This window comes from Hymenobacter aranciens (assembly GCF_030580865.1).
GTDB classification, from domain to species: domain Bacteria; phylum Bacteroidota; class Bacteroidia; order Cytophagales; family Hymenobacteraceae; genus Hymenobacter; species Hymenobacter aranciens.
The window spans coordinates 254,321-270,082 of sequence record NZ_JAUQSY010000007.1 but is presented as its reverse complement, the minus strand read 5'-3'; the positions used below and the strand labels follow the sequence as shown (position 1 = coordinate 270,082).

At 64.3% G+C, this 15,762-nt stretch carries 19 protein-coding genes; all 19 read right to left on the bottom strand.

The window, feature by feature from the left end; genetic code table 11:
• Positions 1–2 precede the first annotated feature (2 nt).
• On the bottom strand, positions 3–536 hold the full coding sequence (locus Q5H93_RS12440; RefSeq protein WP_305006858.1) for a hypothetical protein: 534 nt from the start codon (positions 534–536) through the stop codon (positions 3–5).
• Between the two features lie 2 nt (positions 537–538).
• On the bottom strand, positions 539–1,351 hold the full coding sequence (locus Q5H93_RS12435) for a hypothetical protein (RefSeq protein WP_305006857.1): 813 nt from the start codon (positions 1,349–1,351) through the stop codon (positions 539–541).
• 104 nt (positions 1,352–1,455) lie between these two features.
• Positions 1,456–3,195, bottom strand: a complete 1,740-nt coding sequence (locus Q5H93_RS12430) for a sensor histidine kinase (protein ID WP_305006856.1) — start codon at positions 3,193–3,195, stop codon at positions 1,456–1,458.
• 313 nt (positions 3,196–3,508) lie between these two features.
• Complete coding sequence (locus Q5H93_RS12425) at positions 3,509–3,859, bottom strand: hypothetical protein (RefSeq protein WP_305006855.1); 351 nt, start codon at positions 3,857–3,859, stop codon at positions 3,509–3,511.
• Positions 3,859–4,317, bottom strand: a complete 459-nt coding sequence (locus tag Q5H93_RS12420) for a glycoside hydrolase family 73 protein (protein WP_305006854.1) — start codon at positions 4,315–4,317, stop codon at positions 3,859–3,861. The genes Q5H93_RS12425 and Q5H93_RS12420 overlap by 1 nt, the downstream gene beginning before the upstream one ends.
• Positions 4,307–4,885 (bottom strand): phage holin family protein, encoded by a 579-nt coding sequence (locus Q5H93_RS12415; protein ID WP_305006853.1) that lies wholly within the window; start codon positions 4,883–4,885, stop codon positions 4,307–4,309. Before Q5H93_RS12415 ends, Q5H93_RS12420 begins: the two co-directional genes overlap by 11 nt.
• The gene (locus Q5H93_RS12410) at positions 4,885–5,904 is read right to left on the bottom strand and encodes a DUF6712 family protein (RefSeq protein WP_305006852.1); all 1,020 of its coding nucleotides are present in this window, start codon (positions 5,902–5,904) and stop codon (positions 4,885–4,887) included. Before Q5H93_RS12410 ends, Q5H93_RS12415 begins: the two co-directional genes overlap by 1 nt.
• Positions 5,904–7,292 (bottom strand): hypothetical protein, encoded by a 1,389-nt coding sequence (locus Q5H93_RS12405; protein WP_305006851.1) that lies wholly within the window; start codon positions 7,290–7,292, stop codon positions 5,904–5,906. Before Q5H93_RS12405 ends, Q5H93_RS12410 begins: the two co-directional genes overlap by 1 nt.
• Complete coding sequence (locus Q5H93_RS12400; RefSeq protein WP_305006850.1) at positions 7,293–7,691, bottom strand: hypothetical protein; 399 nt, start codon at positions 7,689–7,691, stop codon at positions 7,293–7,295. It lies immediately after the preceding gene.
• Between the two features lie 327 nt (positions 7,692–8,018).
• On the bottom strand, positions 8,019–8,867 hold the full coding sequence (locus Q5H93_RS12395; RefSeq protein WP_305006849.1) for a hypothetical protein: 849 nt from the start codon (positions 8,865–8,867) through the stop codon (positions 8,019–8,021).
• A 76-nt stretch (positions 8,868–8,943) separates the two neighbouring features.
• Entirely contained in the window at positions 8,944–10,632 is a 1,689-nt protein-coding gene (locus Q5H93_RS12390) for a hypothetical protein (protein ID WP_305006848.1), read from the bottom strand.
• The gene (locus tag Q5H93_RS12385) at positions 10,629–11,297 is read right to left on the bottom strand and encodes a hypothetical protein (protein WP_305006847.1); all 669 of its coding nucleotides are present in this window, start codon (positions 11,295–11,297) and stop codon (positions 10,629–10,631) included. The genes Q5H93_RS12390 and Q5H93_RS12385 overlap by 4 nt, the downstream gene beginning before the upstream one ends.
• Positions 11,294–11,950, bottom strand: a complete 657-nt coding sequence (locus Q5H93_RS12380) for a hypothetical protein (protein ID WP_305006846.1) — start codon at positions 11,948–11,950, stop codon at positions 11,294–11,296. The genes Q5H93_RS12385 and Q5H93_RS12380 overlap by 4 nt, the downstream gene beginning before the upstream one ends.
• 89 nt (positions 11,951–12,039) lie before the next feature.
• Positions 12,040–12,243: a hypothetical protein gene (locus tag Q5H93_RS12375; RefSeq protein ID WP_305006845.1), complete on the bottom strand. Its 204-nt coding sequence runs from the start codon at positions 12,241–12,243 to the stop codon at positions 12,040–12,042.
• A gap of 4 nt (positions 12,244–12,247) precedes the next feature.
• On the bottom strand, positions 12,248–12,802 hold the full coding sequence (locus Q5H93_RS12370; protein WP_305006844.1) for a hypothetical protein: 555 nt from the start codon (positions 12,800–12,802) through the stop codon (positions 12,248–12,250).
• A gap of 59 nt (positions 12,803–12,861) precedes the next feature.
• Positions 12,862–13,182, bottom strand: a complete 321-nt coding sequence (locus Q5H93_RS12365) for a hypothetical protein (protein WP_305006843.1) — start codon at positions 13,180–13,182, stop codon at positions 12,862–12,864.
• A gap of 106 nt (positions 13,183–13,288) precedes the next feature.
• Positions 13,289–14,284 (bottom strand): hypothetical protein, encoded by a 996-nt coding sequence (locus Q5H93_RS24280; RefSeq protein ID WP_305006842.1) that lies wholly within the window; start codon positions 14,282–14,284, stop codon positions 13,289–13,291.
• A gap of 56 nt (positions 14,285–14,340) precedes the next feature.
• The gene (locus tag Q5H93_RS12355) at positions 14,341–14,787 is read right to left on the bottom strand and encodes a hypothetical protein (protein WP_305006841.1); all 447 of its coding nucleotides are present in this window, start codon (positions 14,785–14,787) and stop codon (positions 14,341–14,343) included.
• A gap of 26 nt (positions 14,788–14,813) precedes the next feature.
• Positions 14,814–15,752 (bottom strand): S49 family peptidase, encoded by a 939-nt coding sequence (locus Q5H93_RS12350; RefSeq protein ID WP_305006840.1) that lies wholly within the window; start codon positions 15,750–15,752, stop codon positions 14,814–14,816.
• Between the last annotated feature and the right edge of the window lie 10 nt (positions 15,753–15,762).

The window sequence follows — 15,762 nt, the reverse complement described above, 5'->3', positions numbered from 1 at the left end:
GCTTACGAAGGGAAGGCTTCCGGCCGGTAGGCCAGGGCCGCGTTGGCGGGGGTGGTGAATTCAAGGTCGAAGCGGGTGCCGTACCAGGTGCCGTCGTGCAGTGGCCCCACGGCGTCGCTCTGGATGGCTTCGATGGGCCAACGCACCTGCACGTCGTCGGCATAATCGGCCAGGATGGCGCCCAGAATCTCCTCGCCGGTTTGCTCCGTGCGGTCGAGGGCCAGCCAGTGGTCTTGGCCTTTGGGCACTTGTTCCAGAATGAAGAAGGCGCCCCGCCGGCGGCGCTGGTAGTGGTCGCCCTGGTTATCGGTGTACTGCGTCTGGAGCGATTCCAGCACGAGCACTTGCTCGCCGTGGTTGGGCTTCAGCAGGCGGCCGAGCAGGGTTTCCTGCATCTCCAGCAAGTCGACCTGGCGCTGCAGCGGGTCGATGCTGACGATGATGCGGGCAAAGCGGGGCGAGTTATCGCGGTGGCGAATCAGGCCGTGGGTTTCGGCCTTGCCCTTGAACAGGGCGGCGTATTGGGAATTGCGCATGGTTAACGGGGCTGGTTTTTAAGGCGGTTGTATTCCTCCGCGGCGTCCTGCATTTCGGCCAGGATGAGGCGCAAGGGCTGCTCGGCCGTTTGCTGGAGCGTACCGAAGGCGCCGCCGGAGAGCTTGCGCAGCACCCGCGACCAGTCGGGAGCCTGCTGGTCTTCTGCCTGCTGGATGGACTCGGCTGCCGTGAACACGTCGGGGAACTCCTGGGCCAGCTGGGCGCGGCAGCCGCGATACCAGGTGAGCACGGCCAGCTTCTCGATGGCGGGCACCTTCGCCACGCGCGGGGTGCGGGCCTCGAGCTGGTGTTCGTTGAAGCGCACGCGCACGTCGCCCTTCCAGTCGGGGTGGTGGACGTCGAGCCCCTCCTGGGCCGGGCGGTAGAGCACGGTCAGGAACTTGTCGAGGTGCTCCGGGCGCTGGTGCTGGCTGTAGAGCACGAAGTAGGTGTCGGCGAACATGAACTCGCCGAAGAGCAGGTTGCGCAGGTACTCGCGTGGGCCGTGCCAGGTGCTCTGGCGCCGGAGCCGGCGGCCGGCCACGCGCAGGGTGGGCAGGAGTTGCGCCGTGAGCAGGTGCTCCTCCGCAAACAGGAAGTCAGTGAGCGGGAGCAGCTGGGCCAGCACCACCACCGGCTGGGTACCGAGCAGCGGCAGCGGGAAGCCGGTGAGCAGGGCCAGCAGCCGCAGCCGACGGCCGGGCCGCTCCGGGGCGTAGAGTTCGGCCAGGAGCGGCAGCAGCTGCTGGCGCCGCAGCTCGTTCCAGGTCGAGGGGACTTGCTTGGTAATGTTGCCGATTTGCAGGGTTTCCATGCAACGAAATTGCCAGCGCCCGCCACGGGAGAAAAGGACACAAAAAAGCCCCGCCGGTGGGGGCGGGGCTTTCGTTGGCGGGCTTAAGTAGCGGTGTCGCGGGGCTATTCCGGTAGCCGGACGGTGAAGGTGGTGCCCAGGCCTAGTGCGCTATCCACCTCCAGCGTGCCATTGCGCCGGTATATCAGGGTGCGAATCATGTGCAGCCCCAGCCCGGCGCCCTCGCCCTCGGCCGTCAGGCGGGTGAAGGGCTGGAACAGCCGCTCCCGGTCTTTCAATAAATCAATACCGCGTCCGTTGTCGGCCACTAGTAGCAGCGTGGTCTTGCCTTCCCGGAACGTATGCACCCGCACGACCGGCGCACGTTCCGGCGAACGGTATTTGAGAGCATTGGTTACCAGGTTTTTCAGGATGCTTTCCAGGAACGCCTGCGGGTAGCCGGTTATCGACGCCGCCTGAAAGTCCGCCGTGAGGGTGCCCTGCTGCTGGGCAAGCAGGATGCTGACTTCCGACCGCACGTTGACATACACGTCGTGCCAGGCGACGGGCATGTCGGTGGGGATGGCAGCCGCGTACTGGGCCTGCAACACCTGCATCAGGCCCTGGGTGGTGCCGCCGAGTCGCTGTATTTCCTGTTGCAGAAACCCCACGATATACTCCCGGTCAGGGCCAGGCGTTTCTTCATAGTAGGCTTTTATCAGGCTGTCCAGGTTCGTGACCGGCCCTCTCAGGTCGTGCGCCACAATATGGACGAAGGAGTCCAGTGACTCATTTATCTCGCGTAGCGCCTGGTTCAGGCGTCGGGCCTCGCTGATGACCGTTGCCCGCACCAGCGCCCGGCTAGCGTAGTCGGCCACCAGGTCGAAAAAGGCGCGGTACGCCTCGTCCAGGGGGCGGCGGGGATGGACTCCGACAATGAGCACGGTGCGTTGCAAAGGTACGGCCTCATTCATGGCCAACGGCAGGAGCAGGGCCTGCGTCGGGGCTTCCGGCCACAAGCCGGGGGGCAGGGGGCCAAAGCACTCCTCCAGTGAGGGGATGTGTAGTGGCTTGTGCTGCGCCAGCACGGTGGCCAGCGGCCAGCCCCGCCGGTCCTGTTGCTGGGGTACTACGGTGAGGGTGGCCGGGGCCGTGGGCTCGCCGGCGGGCAGCCCAAACCAGGCCCGCAGCTGCGCGTGCGGCGTGAACTGGTCGTGGGTGTAGAGCAGGGCGAAGGGAATGTCGGCCGTATTGGTAGACAGGGCCGCCATGATGTGCTGGGCCGCCTCTGCCAGCTCGGCGGCCAGGGCCGTTTGGGCAGTCAGCTGGCTGAGCAGGGCCAGCCGCCGGTGCTGCACCACGGTGGTGGTGGTTTCCAGCGCCGTTACGAAAATTCCGCCTACTGTACCTTGCTCGTTGTAGATGGGGCTGTGGGAAAAGGTGAAATAGGCCTCCTCGATAAAGCCCTGCCGGTTGGGCAGTACCAGGCTGTTCTCAAAATAGGTAGTCTGCCCGGCCAGCACGGGGCCGAATATCTCCAGCAAAAACGGCCACATTTCGAGCCACCACGGCTTGGCCGGCTGCCCCAATGCACCGGGGTGCTTGGTTTGCAGGATGGTGGCGTAGCCATCGTTGTAGAAATGCACCAGCTCCGGCCCCCAGTGCACCATCATGGGAAAGCGCGAGCCCAGCATAATACTGACGGCGGTGCGCAGGCTCTGGGGCCAGCCATGCACGGGGCCGAGCAGGGTGGCCGACCAGTCGAGCTGGCGAATCCGCTCCCCCATTTCTCCCCCGTTCGGAAACAGGCGGGCCAGCAATTCGGCTTCTGACAACGAATCTTCCGACACTGGCAGCGAAGGCATGAAAAAGGTAGTTAGTAACTCAATTCCTCAAAAGTACGGGCTATTATGAGTTGCCTGGCCGCGTAAGCGCCACATTCACCAAAAGAAAACGCTCCAGCCAACCGGCCGGAGCGTTTTCTTTTGGGAATCATAAGCGGACCGACAGTCGGGTCGGGCCGGCAGCATTACGCATTCGGGACGAGCTCGCGGATGCATTGCTCTAAAGCGGCGCATATCATCACGAGCTAATACTCAAACTTGCTGACCGGCGTCAGGGGCAGCAGATGGTAGCGTTGGAAGAACTGCTCCATCGTGAAGTTGTTGACGAATTCCGTCAGAGTCTTCCACGAATCCAGAAGCCTATAGCGATGCCCCCGGCGACGAAGAGGCCATACACCCACCAGGGCGTGGCCGCCGGCTGGCTGGTGGCGGTGCTGCCGGGGCCGGTGGCGGCCGTGCCGCGCTTCTGGCCGGCCTTGGTGTTGTCGGTGGTGGTGGGCGCGGCCGAGTTGTGGTCGCCCCGCTGCACGATGATGGTGGTAGGGGCGGTGAACTTCAGCTTGCGGGCGCTGGGTAGCTCGGCCCGCAGCAGGCTATCGGCGGCCGGGTTCGGCTGGGCGCTACGCCAGGCTTCGCGGTTGCAGGCCAGCAGCAGGCCCAGCAGCAGGAGGGAGGCGCGGCGCATCACGAGTCGAAGCGGGTGAGGTTGTACTTCTTCACGATGCTCACCAGCTTGGCCGGGTATTGCAGGTCGGTGGCGTAGCCGCAGTCCTTGAGCAGCTGGGCTTCGGCGGCCACCGTGTCGACGCGGAAGAGGCGGTGGTAGCGGGGCAGCAGGCGGAACAGCGCCACCCGGTCTTGGAAGGCGGCCTCCGGCGTGGGGTACTTGCGGAAGGCGGCCTGCACGGTGTACAGGGTGCCATCCGGGCGCTGCTCCCGGGTGGGCAGCGTGACGACGGGACCCCGCCAGGACTTGCCGGCCTTGATGCCGAAGAAGTTGTTGGCCGAGCGGGTGAGGCCCGAGGCGCCCCAGCCGGATTCGAGGATGGCCTGGGCCAGGTTGATGGAGGCCAGCAGGCCGGTGCCGGCGCAGGCCCGCTGGGCGGCCGGCGCGTAGGTGGCGATAAATTGGTCAGGCGTCATAGCGACTATCGGTTAAGGGACTTGCGTCCGTGGGTGACGGGATGGGGGGTGCCGGCGGCGCGGTGCTCAGGGGCGCGGTGCTGAGCTGCGAGGCAGGCATAGCCGTCAGCGCGGCCTCGAACCCTTCCTCCGACACCAGGGCCAGGCGCTTGAGCAGGGCCTTGGGCACCAGACGCGGCTCGATGAGAGCGGCATGCTCCAGGATGCTGAGGGCTTCGCGGGCCATCATGCAGGAGTACATGAAGGTGTCGAACCACTTGAAAAACAGGTTGGGCTCGCCGTGCACGGTGAAGGAGCTGAGCACGTGGGTGAGCACGAGCAGGGCCAGGTAGATGCCGGACTTTTGGAACAGCCGGCTGAAGCCCCGGCTACTGATGGTGTGGGCTAGCCAGTGGCGCCGCACGCCCAGGATGGTGTCGACGACGAGGAGCACGCCCAGGTAGCGCAGGAATTCCCAATCGGCGAAGATGTACTTCTGCACGATGGCCAGCACCGGCGTGAGCACCACGCCCAGGGCGAGGGACTGGAACCACTTGGAAGTCGTCAGGAGAGTGAGGAGCAGGCGCATTAGCAGAACTTATAAATCCGCGATTCGGCGGTGTTAGTGGGCACGACGGGTTGGTTGGGGGCGGTATAGGCCGGCGAGTGGAAGTAGGTGGCGAAGCGCGTGGCAGAAGCCGTGCGGTCGAGGTAATCCGTGAGGTGGCGCAGGTAGCGCTCGGCACTGACCAGGGCCTTGCTGGCCCGGCCGAGCAGCAGCTGGTCGAGGCCGGCGTCGGCCTCCTTGGCGTTGCTGTCATCGACGCGGGCAATCGTGAGTTCGATGCCGTCGTCGGCTAGGCGCAGGCCCAGCTCGGGAATGCCGTGGCCGATGGCTAGGGCGGCCAGGGCCGGGTAGACGTAGGTGCGCAGCAAGTTGCGGTTGTCCGACGTCAGGCCGCGGTCGCGCACCTGGTCGCGCAGCTCTTGCAGGAAGTCCAGGCCCAGCACCCGGCCCAGCTCGAAGTGCTCCAGCCGGCGGCGCACTTGCCCCAGGGCGATGAACACCCGCCGGCTCGAGCTGATGTTCTCGTACTGCTGGAAGTCGGCCGTGCTGGTGAAGAGCTCCTGCCGGTGGCGCTGGCCGGCCACAGAAATCGCCCAGGCCTGCAGCTCGGGCGCGTCGCCGGCGTGGTCTTCCAGCCACTGTACCAGCGTATCAAGGTCGCGGTAGCCCTGGCGCTCCAGCGAATCGCGCAACTGGTTCACCTGCCACGGAAAGGCCGTCTTGCTGGTGTCCGTACTTAGGATGTGCACGCCGGTGTTGTCGATGGTAGCCTGGTGCCCGGCCAGGCCGGCGGCCGTGCCCAGGCGGCTGAGCGGCGCCTGCACCGCGCGCAGCAGCCGGGCGGCTACCGACGGGCCGGCGGCATCGAAGCCCGGGGCGTCGTACTGCGCCTGCAACCAGGCGTGCAGCGTCGAGCCAAGCAGCGGCTCGACTTCGCTGGTTTCGACCGTACCCAGGGCCAGGGCAATGGCCGGCGGGAGGTCAACGGTCGCGTCGGTGGCGACGAACTTCTTTAGCTCGTCTAAGGTCTTGAGTAGCATTATTCGGCGGGAGGAGGGGTGGCGGAGTTGTTGGATAGCTCGCTGGGCTGGTCGGCCGTGTTGACCTGCGGCACGAGGAAGCGGAACTCCAGCTCCTTATCCCAGCCGTTGTAGTCGCGGATGAAGTGCAGCACCTCCAGCAGCAAGTCCTGGTAGAAGCTGTGCGTAGCGACGAACGTGTTGAAGGCGACGCGCTTGTCGGAGCCCGAGCCCGAGCCAATGCCCTTGCCGGGCGAAATGCCGCTCAGGGTGGGGTCGACCTGCAGGGCGGTGTAGATGTGGCTGCTGGCCTCCTGCGAGTCCTCCACGTACAGGCCCGACTTGATTTTGTCGTCGATGGCCGTCACGGTGAACACCTTGATGGTGGCGCCCGGGTTCTGCGGGTCGGGCATGGTCACCGTCAGGATGGACTTGCCGGCCCCATCGGTGCCGGTCATCGTCGCCTCAAACGCCTCCAGCTCGGCCTGGATGAGTTGCTTGCGCTCGCCCTCCTTCTTCTCCTGCCAGTCGGGGTACTTCCACTGCCAGTAGCGGATATCCGCCTCAATCAGGTATTTAATCGAAAGCTGGTTTTTGAAGAGCTGCTTCTTGAATTCGGGGATGGCCTGGGCCACGTCCAGCCAGCCGGACTTAATGATGACGTTCCAGGCCGCCAGCTGGTAGATGGCGTTGCCCGGGCTGGGAATGCCCAGGGGCCAGATGTACTTGAAGCCGCGCGTGTCGGCACGCAGGGCATCCACGTCGCTGTAGTACGGGTCGAGCACCGGCACCTTCGTCGTGTAGCCGTCGCCGGGCTTGGCGTCGGGCCAGTTGGCCGAAATGAACACGTCGCTGGGCATAGCCTGTCCCGGCTGCTGCGTGGCAAAGCGGCAGTAGCTGGTGTCCTGGATGCAGACGCTGGTGATTTCGCTGCGGTCGTTGCTGAGCACCAACTCGGGGAAAGCGTTGGCGAAGAACACCAGCCCCTGGATGCCCTCGAAGCCGAAGCGGTGCAGGTTGGATTTGCGGAAAAACGCCTGCACCACCGGGTCTTTCACCCGCTGGAATATCTCCGAGCCATCCGGGTTGTAGCCCGTTACCTTGCCGTAAATGATGCCTTTGCCGTACACGGCGCGGTTTTTCCAGTCCAGCACCGGCCAGATGACGGTGCTCTTGGCGATGGCGGCCTTGACGAGTTGCGGGAAGTCGTTGGCCGGCCCCCAGGGCGCCACCTCGCCGTTCTGGCCCTTCTCCACCGGCGAGGTGGGAGCGATGCCATCCACCTTGCCGGTACCGGCGGCGCGGCTGGCGCCGGCGGCGGCCCCCACGGCCCCGCCCAACCGGAACACGCTGCCGGTACGGTTGCTGAAGGCCAGCGAATTGTTGCTGCTAAAAACGAGCTGTTCCATTTACACGAGGACTTTGCGGCCTGCCACGTGCGTGAGCAGGTAAATGTGGATTTTGACCAGGGCGCCGGTCTGCGTATCGACCAGGTTGCGGGTGGCATTGACCCAGTGCGCCGGATTCTTGGGCGTCGGCTCGTCGGATTTTTCGCCCGTAGGCACCGGCACGAGGCCGTCAGCCGTCACGGCTGCGCGGTCGGCGTCGGTTTCTTCGCCAGCGCGGGGCGCGCGCAGCACGCCAGCAGCCTGGCGCTTACCTGAGCCGATGCGCGCGGCCTTCAGCCGGCCGAAGTCGCCGCCGGTTTTGCGGCGGCGGTCGAGCTTGACCCACTGCACGGCCACCGGCGCGGGGCCGTCTAGCAGGGCCAGGGCGTCTTTTAAGCGGATAAGGGGGAGCGTTGCCATTGGTACCACGAAGTACCTGCCCCCAAACAGCCATAAAAAGGACAGAAAACCGCCGTTCCAGCCCCGAAAATGGCTGAAAGTCCAATCTCACAGCCAACCGCGTTTGCAGCGCGTGGGCCGTGATTTTGGGCCATTTTGGCGTTTTTCAGTCTCAAAAGTCGAGCGAAAGACCCCGGCTTGCACTGTCAGCCGATGGCAATTGCCGGGGGCCGCCTCGGGGATATCTGTGGGGTTCCCGGTTGCCGGGCCGTGCCTCGGCACGGGCCAACAAAAAAACCCGACCGCAGGACGGTCGGGGCAAGTGCTAAGCAGTCTATTGCACTGCAATTAGTGCCTATGGATGAGCAAGGTGCGCTGGTAACGCATCATGCGCCGGGCCTGCTTCTGCGAGTGCGGCCCACATCTATCCAGGGCATACTGTCGCCGGAAGTGGATGCCCACAATCAAGCGATGCGCCGTATTGGCCAGCCGACTGGAGGCATGGTGAACCTTCTCGGCAAAAGGTCGGGGCTTTGTAAATACCCGGCGGGCCTCCAGGGCCCGGAAGCGCTCGTTCCGAAGGGCCGTTAGGATAATCTTCCGACTACGCGCCGTCAGGCCCATCTTCGTCCGTTTCTTATCCACGGTCACGTCCAGAACTTGGCCGGTGGAGTCAACCATAAACTGTAGCACTGGTAGCGCCTCTTTAAGTTTGCGCACTTTCGTGGCTCGCCGTAGCAATACGTCGCTCAGGCGTTCGTAATCGGTTTGGCGACGTTCTAGCACCAGCTTATCGAGTTGCTTGTAGAGTTGGTGAACGTCTCGCCCAGAAACGGGTTCTCCCACAAATTCTTCCCCAAATCCATTGCCGTAGATTCGGTAGCGCAATCCGCCGGCGGTGGGTGGGAGGGTGCGCACAAACTCTACCTGCGCCGCAGTCGGATGCAAGGGCAGCAACTTCGCCAGCAACAGCAGAGACGACTGCAGGGAATGATTGGGGTAGAAGCCCAAATACGAATGAATGGGGTGCGACTTGAGCCGCAGCCCGGCGGCCAGGGTTTCCCATCCAGCTTGGTCAAAGTGCTGCCCGAGCCGGAAGGCCTGCTGGGTCAGGGCCACATCGGGGTGCGTGACGGGATGAGCATAAACAGCCTGCTGGTCAACCGCCAGCGTTTGCGCCGCAACTGAAGTTGCCACGCTCGTCAGCAATCCGATAAGTAGCCCTGCTTTCATCTTACTAAGCTACGGCAAATAGACGATTTACAAAGGGATACTAGGTGCTGAATACCCCCAGCATGTCGAAGTTGGGGGCGGCATTGACCACGTCGGTGCCGATGCTGAGCAGGTGCAGGTCGACGTTATCGGTGAAGTGGGTCGCGTGCTCCGCCGGGAAGCTGGCCTTGCTCTCACTCTTCTTCACCTTCATAATCCGGCCCTTACTATCCTGGCTGACGGGCGCCAGCAGCATGGCCGTCACCACGTCCCGGCACCCATCCTTGTTGAAGCGGGGGCGCAGCAGCTTGGGGTTCTGCTCCCCGAGCAGGTCTTGGGCCAGCAGGTAGCGCGTGGCGTGGCCCGGGATACGGCCCATGTTGAAGCGCTCGATGCGCCAGCCCCGCTTCTGGAACGCACGCATCAGGGCTTCGTTGAGCGTGAACTCCGAGTCGGGGCGCCGGGCATCGCCGTGCTCCTCGTCGGCCAGGAAGTGTATCACCTTGTGCAAGTGGTACTGGTAGTAGTCGCAGATGTTGTCCACCAGCTCCTTGATGAAAGCCGGGTGCTTCACGTAGAAGCCGCGCAGGAAGCGATACTCCCGCGTGTCCAGGTGGGGCTGGCCAATGAGCGAGGTGGTGATGCGCGCGCCCCAGTCGACGCTCAGGCGCAGGGGCAAATGCGAACGGCAATCACTGTCGAGACGGGAGTCGGGCTTCTCCTGCAGGCGGCGTAGGGTCTTGAGGTGGTGCCCCAGGCCCTTGTCGTCGACCATGCCCAGCAAGGCATCATCGGCCGCGCACTCCTGCACGTGCACGGCCTGGTTGAGCAGCGGGTAGAAGCCGCCCTCCACGGTGAGGGGGCGGCGGTTCATCATTTCAATCTGGAACGTGAAGTCCGTCATGAAGCGCCGCTGGTCGAGCAGGTACTGCAGGCCCAGGTTCTGCAGGTTGTCGAAGGCGTTGGCCTCCGAGTAGTAGGTGCCCCGGTGGCGCTGCGAGGGGAAATAGCGCACGGCCTTCATCAGCGGCAGCACCTGGTCGCGCCAGATGTCAAGGCGCTCCTCGTCAGTGGCCGCGTCCAGGAAGCGCACCTGGGCGTCAATCAGGGCATTCTGGCGCTCCACGAGGTCGACACCATGGTCTTCGTAGTAGTTGGCCTTGTCGAGCAGCCAGCGGCCCGTATCGCCCCACGGCATCGAGCTGAAGAGCCGCACGCCGTGGTGCATGGGGTTGTGGCCGAAATACTGGCCGTTGCCCCGGTTGGTGGCGCTCAGGTCGGCATCAAGCTTCTGCTTATCGAAAAGCAGGGCCTCGTCGCCGATAAAGCCGTCCACGTTGAGGCCGCGGCTGGCCGAGCCGCCGGCATCGAGCGAGACCAGGTGAAACCCGGTGCCGTTGCTGAAAATGATGAAGTGGTCATAGCTCAGCGGCCCCTGGAAGGGTCGCTCCCAGTTCAGCGAGGGCGGCGGCTTGCGCCCGATGTAGAAGTCGCGCCCGAGCTTATAGCCCAGCCGCTCCAGGCTGGCCACGGTGCTGGGCAGCGTCCGGGTGAGCACCTGCTTGTACGTCGAGCCCACAATCACCCAGCACGAGCGGGGCATCGTTTTCACAATGACGTGCATGTCCCAGGCGATAATCGACGACTTGCCGGTACCCCGCCCCCAGATGCTGATGTTCTCCTTCGTGTCGCGGGCGGTGATGTAGCGCAGCTGGGCCTGGTTGAAATCGAGTTTGACCTGGTCTATCATTTCGCGCCTCCTTCCAGGGCGCGCCGGTCGGCCAGCAGCACCTCCATTGCGTCCACATCGATAACCTGGCCCGTCACGGCCGCCTCAATCAGCTCGTAGTCGGCATCCGACACGTCTCCGAGCTTGCTGATATCCACGGCGCGCGGTTTGCGGCCCTCCACGTGCAGGTTGATGACGTAGGAGGTGGCGCCCACCGTGCCCCTCCCCTCTTCGCCATGTGAGTCGGCCCGGAGCAGCCCGGTCAGGTTCGCTTCGAATTTCATCGCGGCCAAGGCACTCTTAAAATCATTCTGCTGCAAGCTCAGACGCAGGATTTTGCGGGAGAATTCGACCAGTATGGCCCGGCGGCCCTCTTTTTTGACCTTTTTCACGTCGCCAAACAGGTTCTGAGCGTCAGCCAGGCGCCGGTAGCAGGTCGCGCGGCTCATGTCGAACTGTTCAGCCAATAGCGGCCAGGCATCCTCAAACGTGTTGTAATTCAGAACAAGAGCGTAGGCGGCTTCTAACTCGCTATGCATTTGCCGGTCAGCAGGGAGGAGGGCCTTCAGCGTATCCTCCAGATAGGCGGCGTAAATACGCTCGATAGCCGTCGATTTGGGCAGCGGCACCTTGTCAGCGCCCGGCACCTCACTGAGTGGCGGGGGCGTAGGGAGGGAGTTGTTCACGATTTCAACGACTTAAGCTTAGATTCAATCAGGGTGATTTCGGCCTTGACCGTCGCCAGGTCGTCGGCCCGCTCCGGGCGCTGGCGGAGCCGGGAGCGCCGGCTGCGCAGGTTGAGCAGCCGGCGGCGCAGCTCGCCTTCGTCCTCGACGTCGGCCGTGGCCACCGGGCCAGGGAGCCGACCGTGGGCCAGCACGTGGGCCTCGGCCGCCTTCAGCGCCACTTCCTGGTCAGTTAGCTCCACGATGCGCAGGGCCACGGCCTGCCGGGCTTTGGTGCCCACATTCTTGCCCGTCAATTGCGGGTGAATGTGGCTGCGTTCGTCGCGCACGGCCTTCAGCTGCTGGCGCACGTCGACGAGCAGCGGCGAGTCGGCTCCAGCCGGCGCCGGTGCTGAGACTGCAGCTGGTACCACGGCCACTGGCGGCGCAGGCGGTGGAGGTGGCGCCACGGCCGCAACTTGGGCCGGCACATCGTGCACCAGGGCGCGCAACTCCCGCTCCAGCACCTGGCGGCTGTAGTCGGTCGCGGCCAGGCCGAAGAGTCGCTTATAAGTGTCGCTCGGGCCGACGGCGGCGTAGAGGGCGGCGCCCTGGGCGAAGGGCCGGTCGGAGGCCAGCCAGGCGCTGATGGCGGAGAGGGGCACGGATTGCATGCCCCAAAGTTGCCGCTGCCGGCCACGGCAAAAAAGGACGCAAAAAAGGCCCCAACGCACGCGCCGGGGCCTTTTTCGGGGGAGTTTCCCTACGCTGCCTTTTTGCGTTGCCGCTTCAGCACGAGGTAGGGAAACTCCTTTAGCTTCACCAGCTCGTCGGCCTCGGCCACGGTCAGCTTCGTCATGTCAATTCTGCGCTGGAGCGTCGGGAGAATCACGACCGTGGGCACGATGGTGGCGCGATACTTCGCCGCCACGTCGGCCGGGAGCTGGGGAAGGGTCTTCTTGGCCATCGGCTTAGCCTCCTTGCTCAACCAGGGCCGGCTTCATGGTGATGGCCGCATTGTAGATGACCAGGCCACTGGCGTAGGCTTCGCCTTTGACGATGAAGCCCCGACGGCCCGAGCTGAGCTTGGCCGAGTCGTAGTTTGGGGCCAGCTCCACCGGCAGGCCCTCGCTGCCCACCTGTAGGAAGGTGCCATCGGCATCGGGCACCAGCATAATCAGGCCCAGGTTCTTCACCACGCGGGCGAATTCCAGCACGGCCGCTTTGTTGCCCGGGTGGAAGCCCTCGAAGGTGATTTTGGTGCCGCGCCCGTCGCGCTCGCCGACGATGTCGGCCTTGAGTTGGTTGGAGTCGAGGGTAAGATACACCTTCGACCAGCCTTCGCCGTCAATGAAGGTGTGGGGCGTGGTGATAACGGCCGTATCCCCAGGGGCGCCGAAGGCAGTGGGCGGCTTGGCGATGGTGGCGAAGGCGTCCTCGCGGGCCAGCAGCACGTAGCCGCGCAGGCCGGGCGTGTTGTCAGCTCCATTCGGGCCGCCCATGTTGCGCAAATCAAACGTATCCATGTGTCGTGGAGTAAGTTGTTGAAAAATTGATTGAACTACTCAGTGAAAGTGGCCAGGGCCTAGTTGGCGGCCGGCTCAGCAGCCTCCTTCTCGACCACCAGCTGCAGAATGCCCGCCTCGGCTTTGAGCAGGGCCTTCACCAGGTCTTTGTTGGTCTTCAGGTCTTCCGCCTTCACCAGCTTGCTCTCGAAGATGAACTGCTTGGCCAGCACCTGGTACTGCTTTTTTTCGTGGGTGATGACGGGCAGCGAAGACGAGCCCTGGGTTTCAGCGGCCTTCAGGGCATCGGCCTGGCCACTGATGATTTCGTTTTGCTCGGCGATTTGCTTGTTCAGCGCCTCAATGATTTCCTCGGGGGTACGGTTGGCGTTGGTGTCCATTTGATGATAAATGAGATAAACAGAATGACTGGTGCCGCCAAAGCCGGCCCACTCACTAGGAATGGGCCGGCGGGTTGCCCGGGCGGGGCTACAGGGCGCGGCTGACTTAGGTCGTCGCCGTGTCCTGGTCGTTGGTGAACACGGCCTCCAGGAGCGGGAAGCCCACGCCTTTGTAGAAGTCCGTGAAGATGGCTACCTGGCGCTTGGCGCTTTCGATGCGCACCTGCTTGGTGTTGACCGTCTTCTTGGTCAGGCGCTTGCGGTTCTCCGCCGGCGTGGCCCAGATTTTGGCCGACGTGCCCATGCTGGGCAGGCCCACCACCGAGTGGTTGCTGAACTCCACCGGGATGCGCACCAACTCGTTGCCCAGCCCGTCGAGGATGGGCTTGGGAGCGGTGAAGTTGTTGTCCGAGCCGTACTTCTTCTGGCGGCCTTTGGCGTAGCGGCGGGCCAGCGTGGTGTTCATGCAGATTTCCATACCCTTGCTGGCATAGCGGGCGCTGAAGCCCTCCACGAACGCCTCCACGTAGTTGCAGAAGTCCACGATGTCGGTGGGGATGGCCCCGAGCACCATCGGCGTGATTTTGCCGGCCGCGATGGCGCGGTTGATGATGATGCGGATGCCGTCCATCGACGTGCCGGCGGGGCCGGGCGCACCGGCGACGGGGGCAGCGTACTTACCGAAGTAAATCTCGTTGAGCTCGTAGTCCTCGTCGAGTTGGCTGTAGACGTGCTGCTCTACCAGGTAGCGCACGACAGGCCACTGGGTGCGGTCGAGGTTCTTGTCGGCCAAGAAGCCTAGCCACGAGGTTTCCAGCACGTCGGGCGACTCTTCCAGGTCGACCTTCATGGGGAACTGGTTGAGCACGATGGGCGTGGCCGTGAGCGTGCCCAGCGGCGTCCAGCCCTTCTGGAAGGGCTGCAGGATGCGGCCCAGCTCGGTTTTGCCCATCTGGTACGACGTGTCGTCGGTGGGCAGCAGCCCGAAGAGGGCCTCGGTCAGCGAGGGAATGAAGGGGCGACGGAGCAGGCGCCCGACGTCCTGGCCGCCATCGCGGTAATAGACGCCGAACTCGGTCTTAATGTCATCAATCTGGAGCATCAGAGTACTGATTAAAAGGTAAATAAGGAGGGTCAAGCGACCCGGATAACGTTGGATTAGGCCGGCTTACCGCCGAAAATGGGGTGATTGTCCAGCGCCTGGTTGTGGGGCAACTCGTCGATGGCCTGCTGGTGGGCATCGGGGGCATCAGCCTCCACGTCGGTTTGGCCGGCGGCCAGGCGGGGGGTGGTGTGGGTGGCGCCCGGCTTCTTGCGCAGGGTGGCCAGCTCGTCGTTGGCCGCCTTCAGGTCGGCCGAGAGCTTCTCGTTGCTGGCCTTGGCGTCAGCGGCCTCCTTTTCGGCGGCGTCGACGCGGCCGGCTTTTTCGCTGAGGTCGTTGAAGGAAGCCTGGTTGAGGAGCTGGGCGCCGGTGATGCCGGCCGTGCTCAGCTCCTCGTTGGCGGCGCCGGCTTCTTCAGCCGAGACCGTGTCTTTGCCTACCAGGGCCAGCATGGCAGCCCCGAGCGTGAGGGTGGCGACGTCTTTTTTTCCAAAGAGTGTCATGGAAGGTATTGGGGGTTAGGGAGTGGCTAGGATTTTTTGCCCGCCTGCGCCAGGCGCACGCATTCGCCCAGGGCATCCTGGAAGGAGCCGAGGGCGTCGATGAGGCCGATGTCGCCGGCCTGGCTGGCGAAGAAGGTTTTGCCGGCACTGGCGCCGGACTTCTGGAAGAGCTTGGCGTCGAGGCGCTCGCCCCGGTTGGCCTGCACGGCGCCCAGAAAGCCGCCGGCGATGGCCGTCAGGTTGGCCTGCACCGGCTGATAGTCGCCGGCCTTCGCGGCGGCGAAGTCGGCATTCTTGGCGGTGCTCTGCTCGGCATACACCTCGTGGAACACCACGCCCAGCTTCTCGAAGTAGGGCTGCACGTCGGCCCAGCTGGCCATCACGCCGATAGAGCCGATGGTGCAGGTTTCGTGGGTGGCAATGATGGTATCGGCCGCGCTCCCAATCCAGTAGGCGGCCGAGCACATGAGCCCGTCCTCGCACAGGGCGACGACGGGCTTGCCGGCGGCCTGGCAGGCCCGGATGCCGTCGACGACGCTCTGGGTGCCGAACACCTGCCCACCGGGCGAGTCGACACGCAGCAGCACAGCGCTGATGTCGGTATCCTTCGCCGTGCGCTGCAGGTCATTGGCCAGCGACATCAGCCCGCGCGGGCCGCAGAACTGGTCGGCTTTCATCAGCGGGCCTTCCACGCCCAGCACGCGCACCAGGATGCCATCGGTGGCGCCGCCGGTGCCGCTGTCGCCCCCCTGGGCGCGGGCACTGTAGCTCACCACGTTGCTGGTAGCGGTCACGGCATAATCGCGCGGGGCAGCGGCGGCCCGCAGCTCGGCCAGGTTCTGGCCCGGCGCCAGGCTCTGCTGCTGGCCCAGCAGCAGGCCGGCCAGCAGGGGCATATACGAGTGGGCGTGTTCGAGGCTGATGAGCCAGGGCGAAGCAGCCAGGTGGGAGACGAGTGCAAGCATCGGGGGTAGC

Coding starts and splice junctions, on each gene's coding strand:
- Q5H93_RS12440 (WP_305006858.1), bottom strand. CDS start 536: ATGCGCAATTCCCAATACGCCGCCCTGTTCAAGGGCAAGGCCGAAACC.
- Q5H93_RS12435 (WP_305006857.1), bottom strand. CDS start 1,351: ATGGAAACCCTGCAAATCGGCAACATTACCAAGCAAGTCCCCTCGACC.
- Q5H93_RS12430 (WP_305006856.1), bottom strand. CDS start 3,195: ATGCCTTCGCTGCCAGTGTCGGAAGATTCGTTGTCAGAAGCCGAATTG.
- Q5H93_RS12425 (WP_305006855.1), bottom strand. CDS start 3,859: ATGCGCCGCGCCTCCCTCCTGCTGCTGGGCCTGCTGCTGGCCTGCAAC.
- Q5H93_RS12420 (WP_305006854.1), bottom strand. CDS start 4,317: ATGACGCCTGACCAATTTATCGCCACCTACGCGCCGGCCGCCCAGCGG.
- Q5H93_RS12415 (WP_305006853.1), bottom strand. CDS start 4,885: ATGCGCCTGCTCCTCACTCTCCTGACGACTTCCAAGTGGTTCCAGTCC.
- Q5H93_RS12410 (WP_305006852.1), bottom strand. CDS start 5,904: ATGCTACTCAAGACCTTAGACGAGCTAAAGAAGTTCGTCGCCACCGAC.
- Q5H93_RS12405 (WP_305006851.1), bottom strand. CDS start 7,292: ATGGAACAGCTCGTTTTTAGCAGCAACAATTCGCTGGCCTTCAGCAAC.
- Q5H93_RS12400 (WP_305006850.1), bottom strand. CDS start 7,691: ATGGCAACGCTCCCCCTTATCCGCTTAAAAGACGCCCTGGCCCTGCTA.
- Q5H93_RS12390 (WP_305006848.1), bottom strand. CDS start 10,632: ATGATAGACCAGGTCAAACTCGATTTCAACCAGGCCCAGCTGCGCTAC.
- Q5H93_RS12380 (WP_305006846.1), bottom strand. CDS start 11,950: ATGCAATCCGTGCCCCTCTCCGCCATCAGCGCCTGGCTGGCCTCCGAC.
- Q5H93_RS12375 (WP_305006845.1), bottom strand. CDS start 12,243: ATGGCCAAGAAGACCCTTCCCCAGCTCCCGGCCGACGTGGCGGCGAAG.
- Q5H93_RS12370 (WP_305006844.1), bottom strand. CDS start 12,802: ATGGATACGTTTGATTTGCGCAACATGGGCGGCCCGAATGGAGCTGAC.
- Q5H93_RS12365 (WP_305006843.1), bottom strand. CDS start 13,182: ATGGACACCAACGCCAACCGTACCCCCGAGGAAATCATTGAGGCGCTG.
- Q5H93_RS24280 (WP_305006842.1), bottom strand. CDS start 14,284: ATGCTCCAGATTGATGACATTAAGACCGAGTTCGGCGTCTATTACCGC.
- Q5H93_RS12355 (WP_305006841.1), bottom strand. CDS start 14,787: ATGACACTCTTTGGAAAAAAAGACGTCGCCACCCTCACGCTCGGGGCT.
- Q5H93_RS12350 (WP_305006840.1), bottom strand. CDS start 15,752: ATGCTTGCACTCGTCTCCCACCTGGCTGCTTCGCCCTGGCTCATCAGC.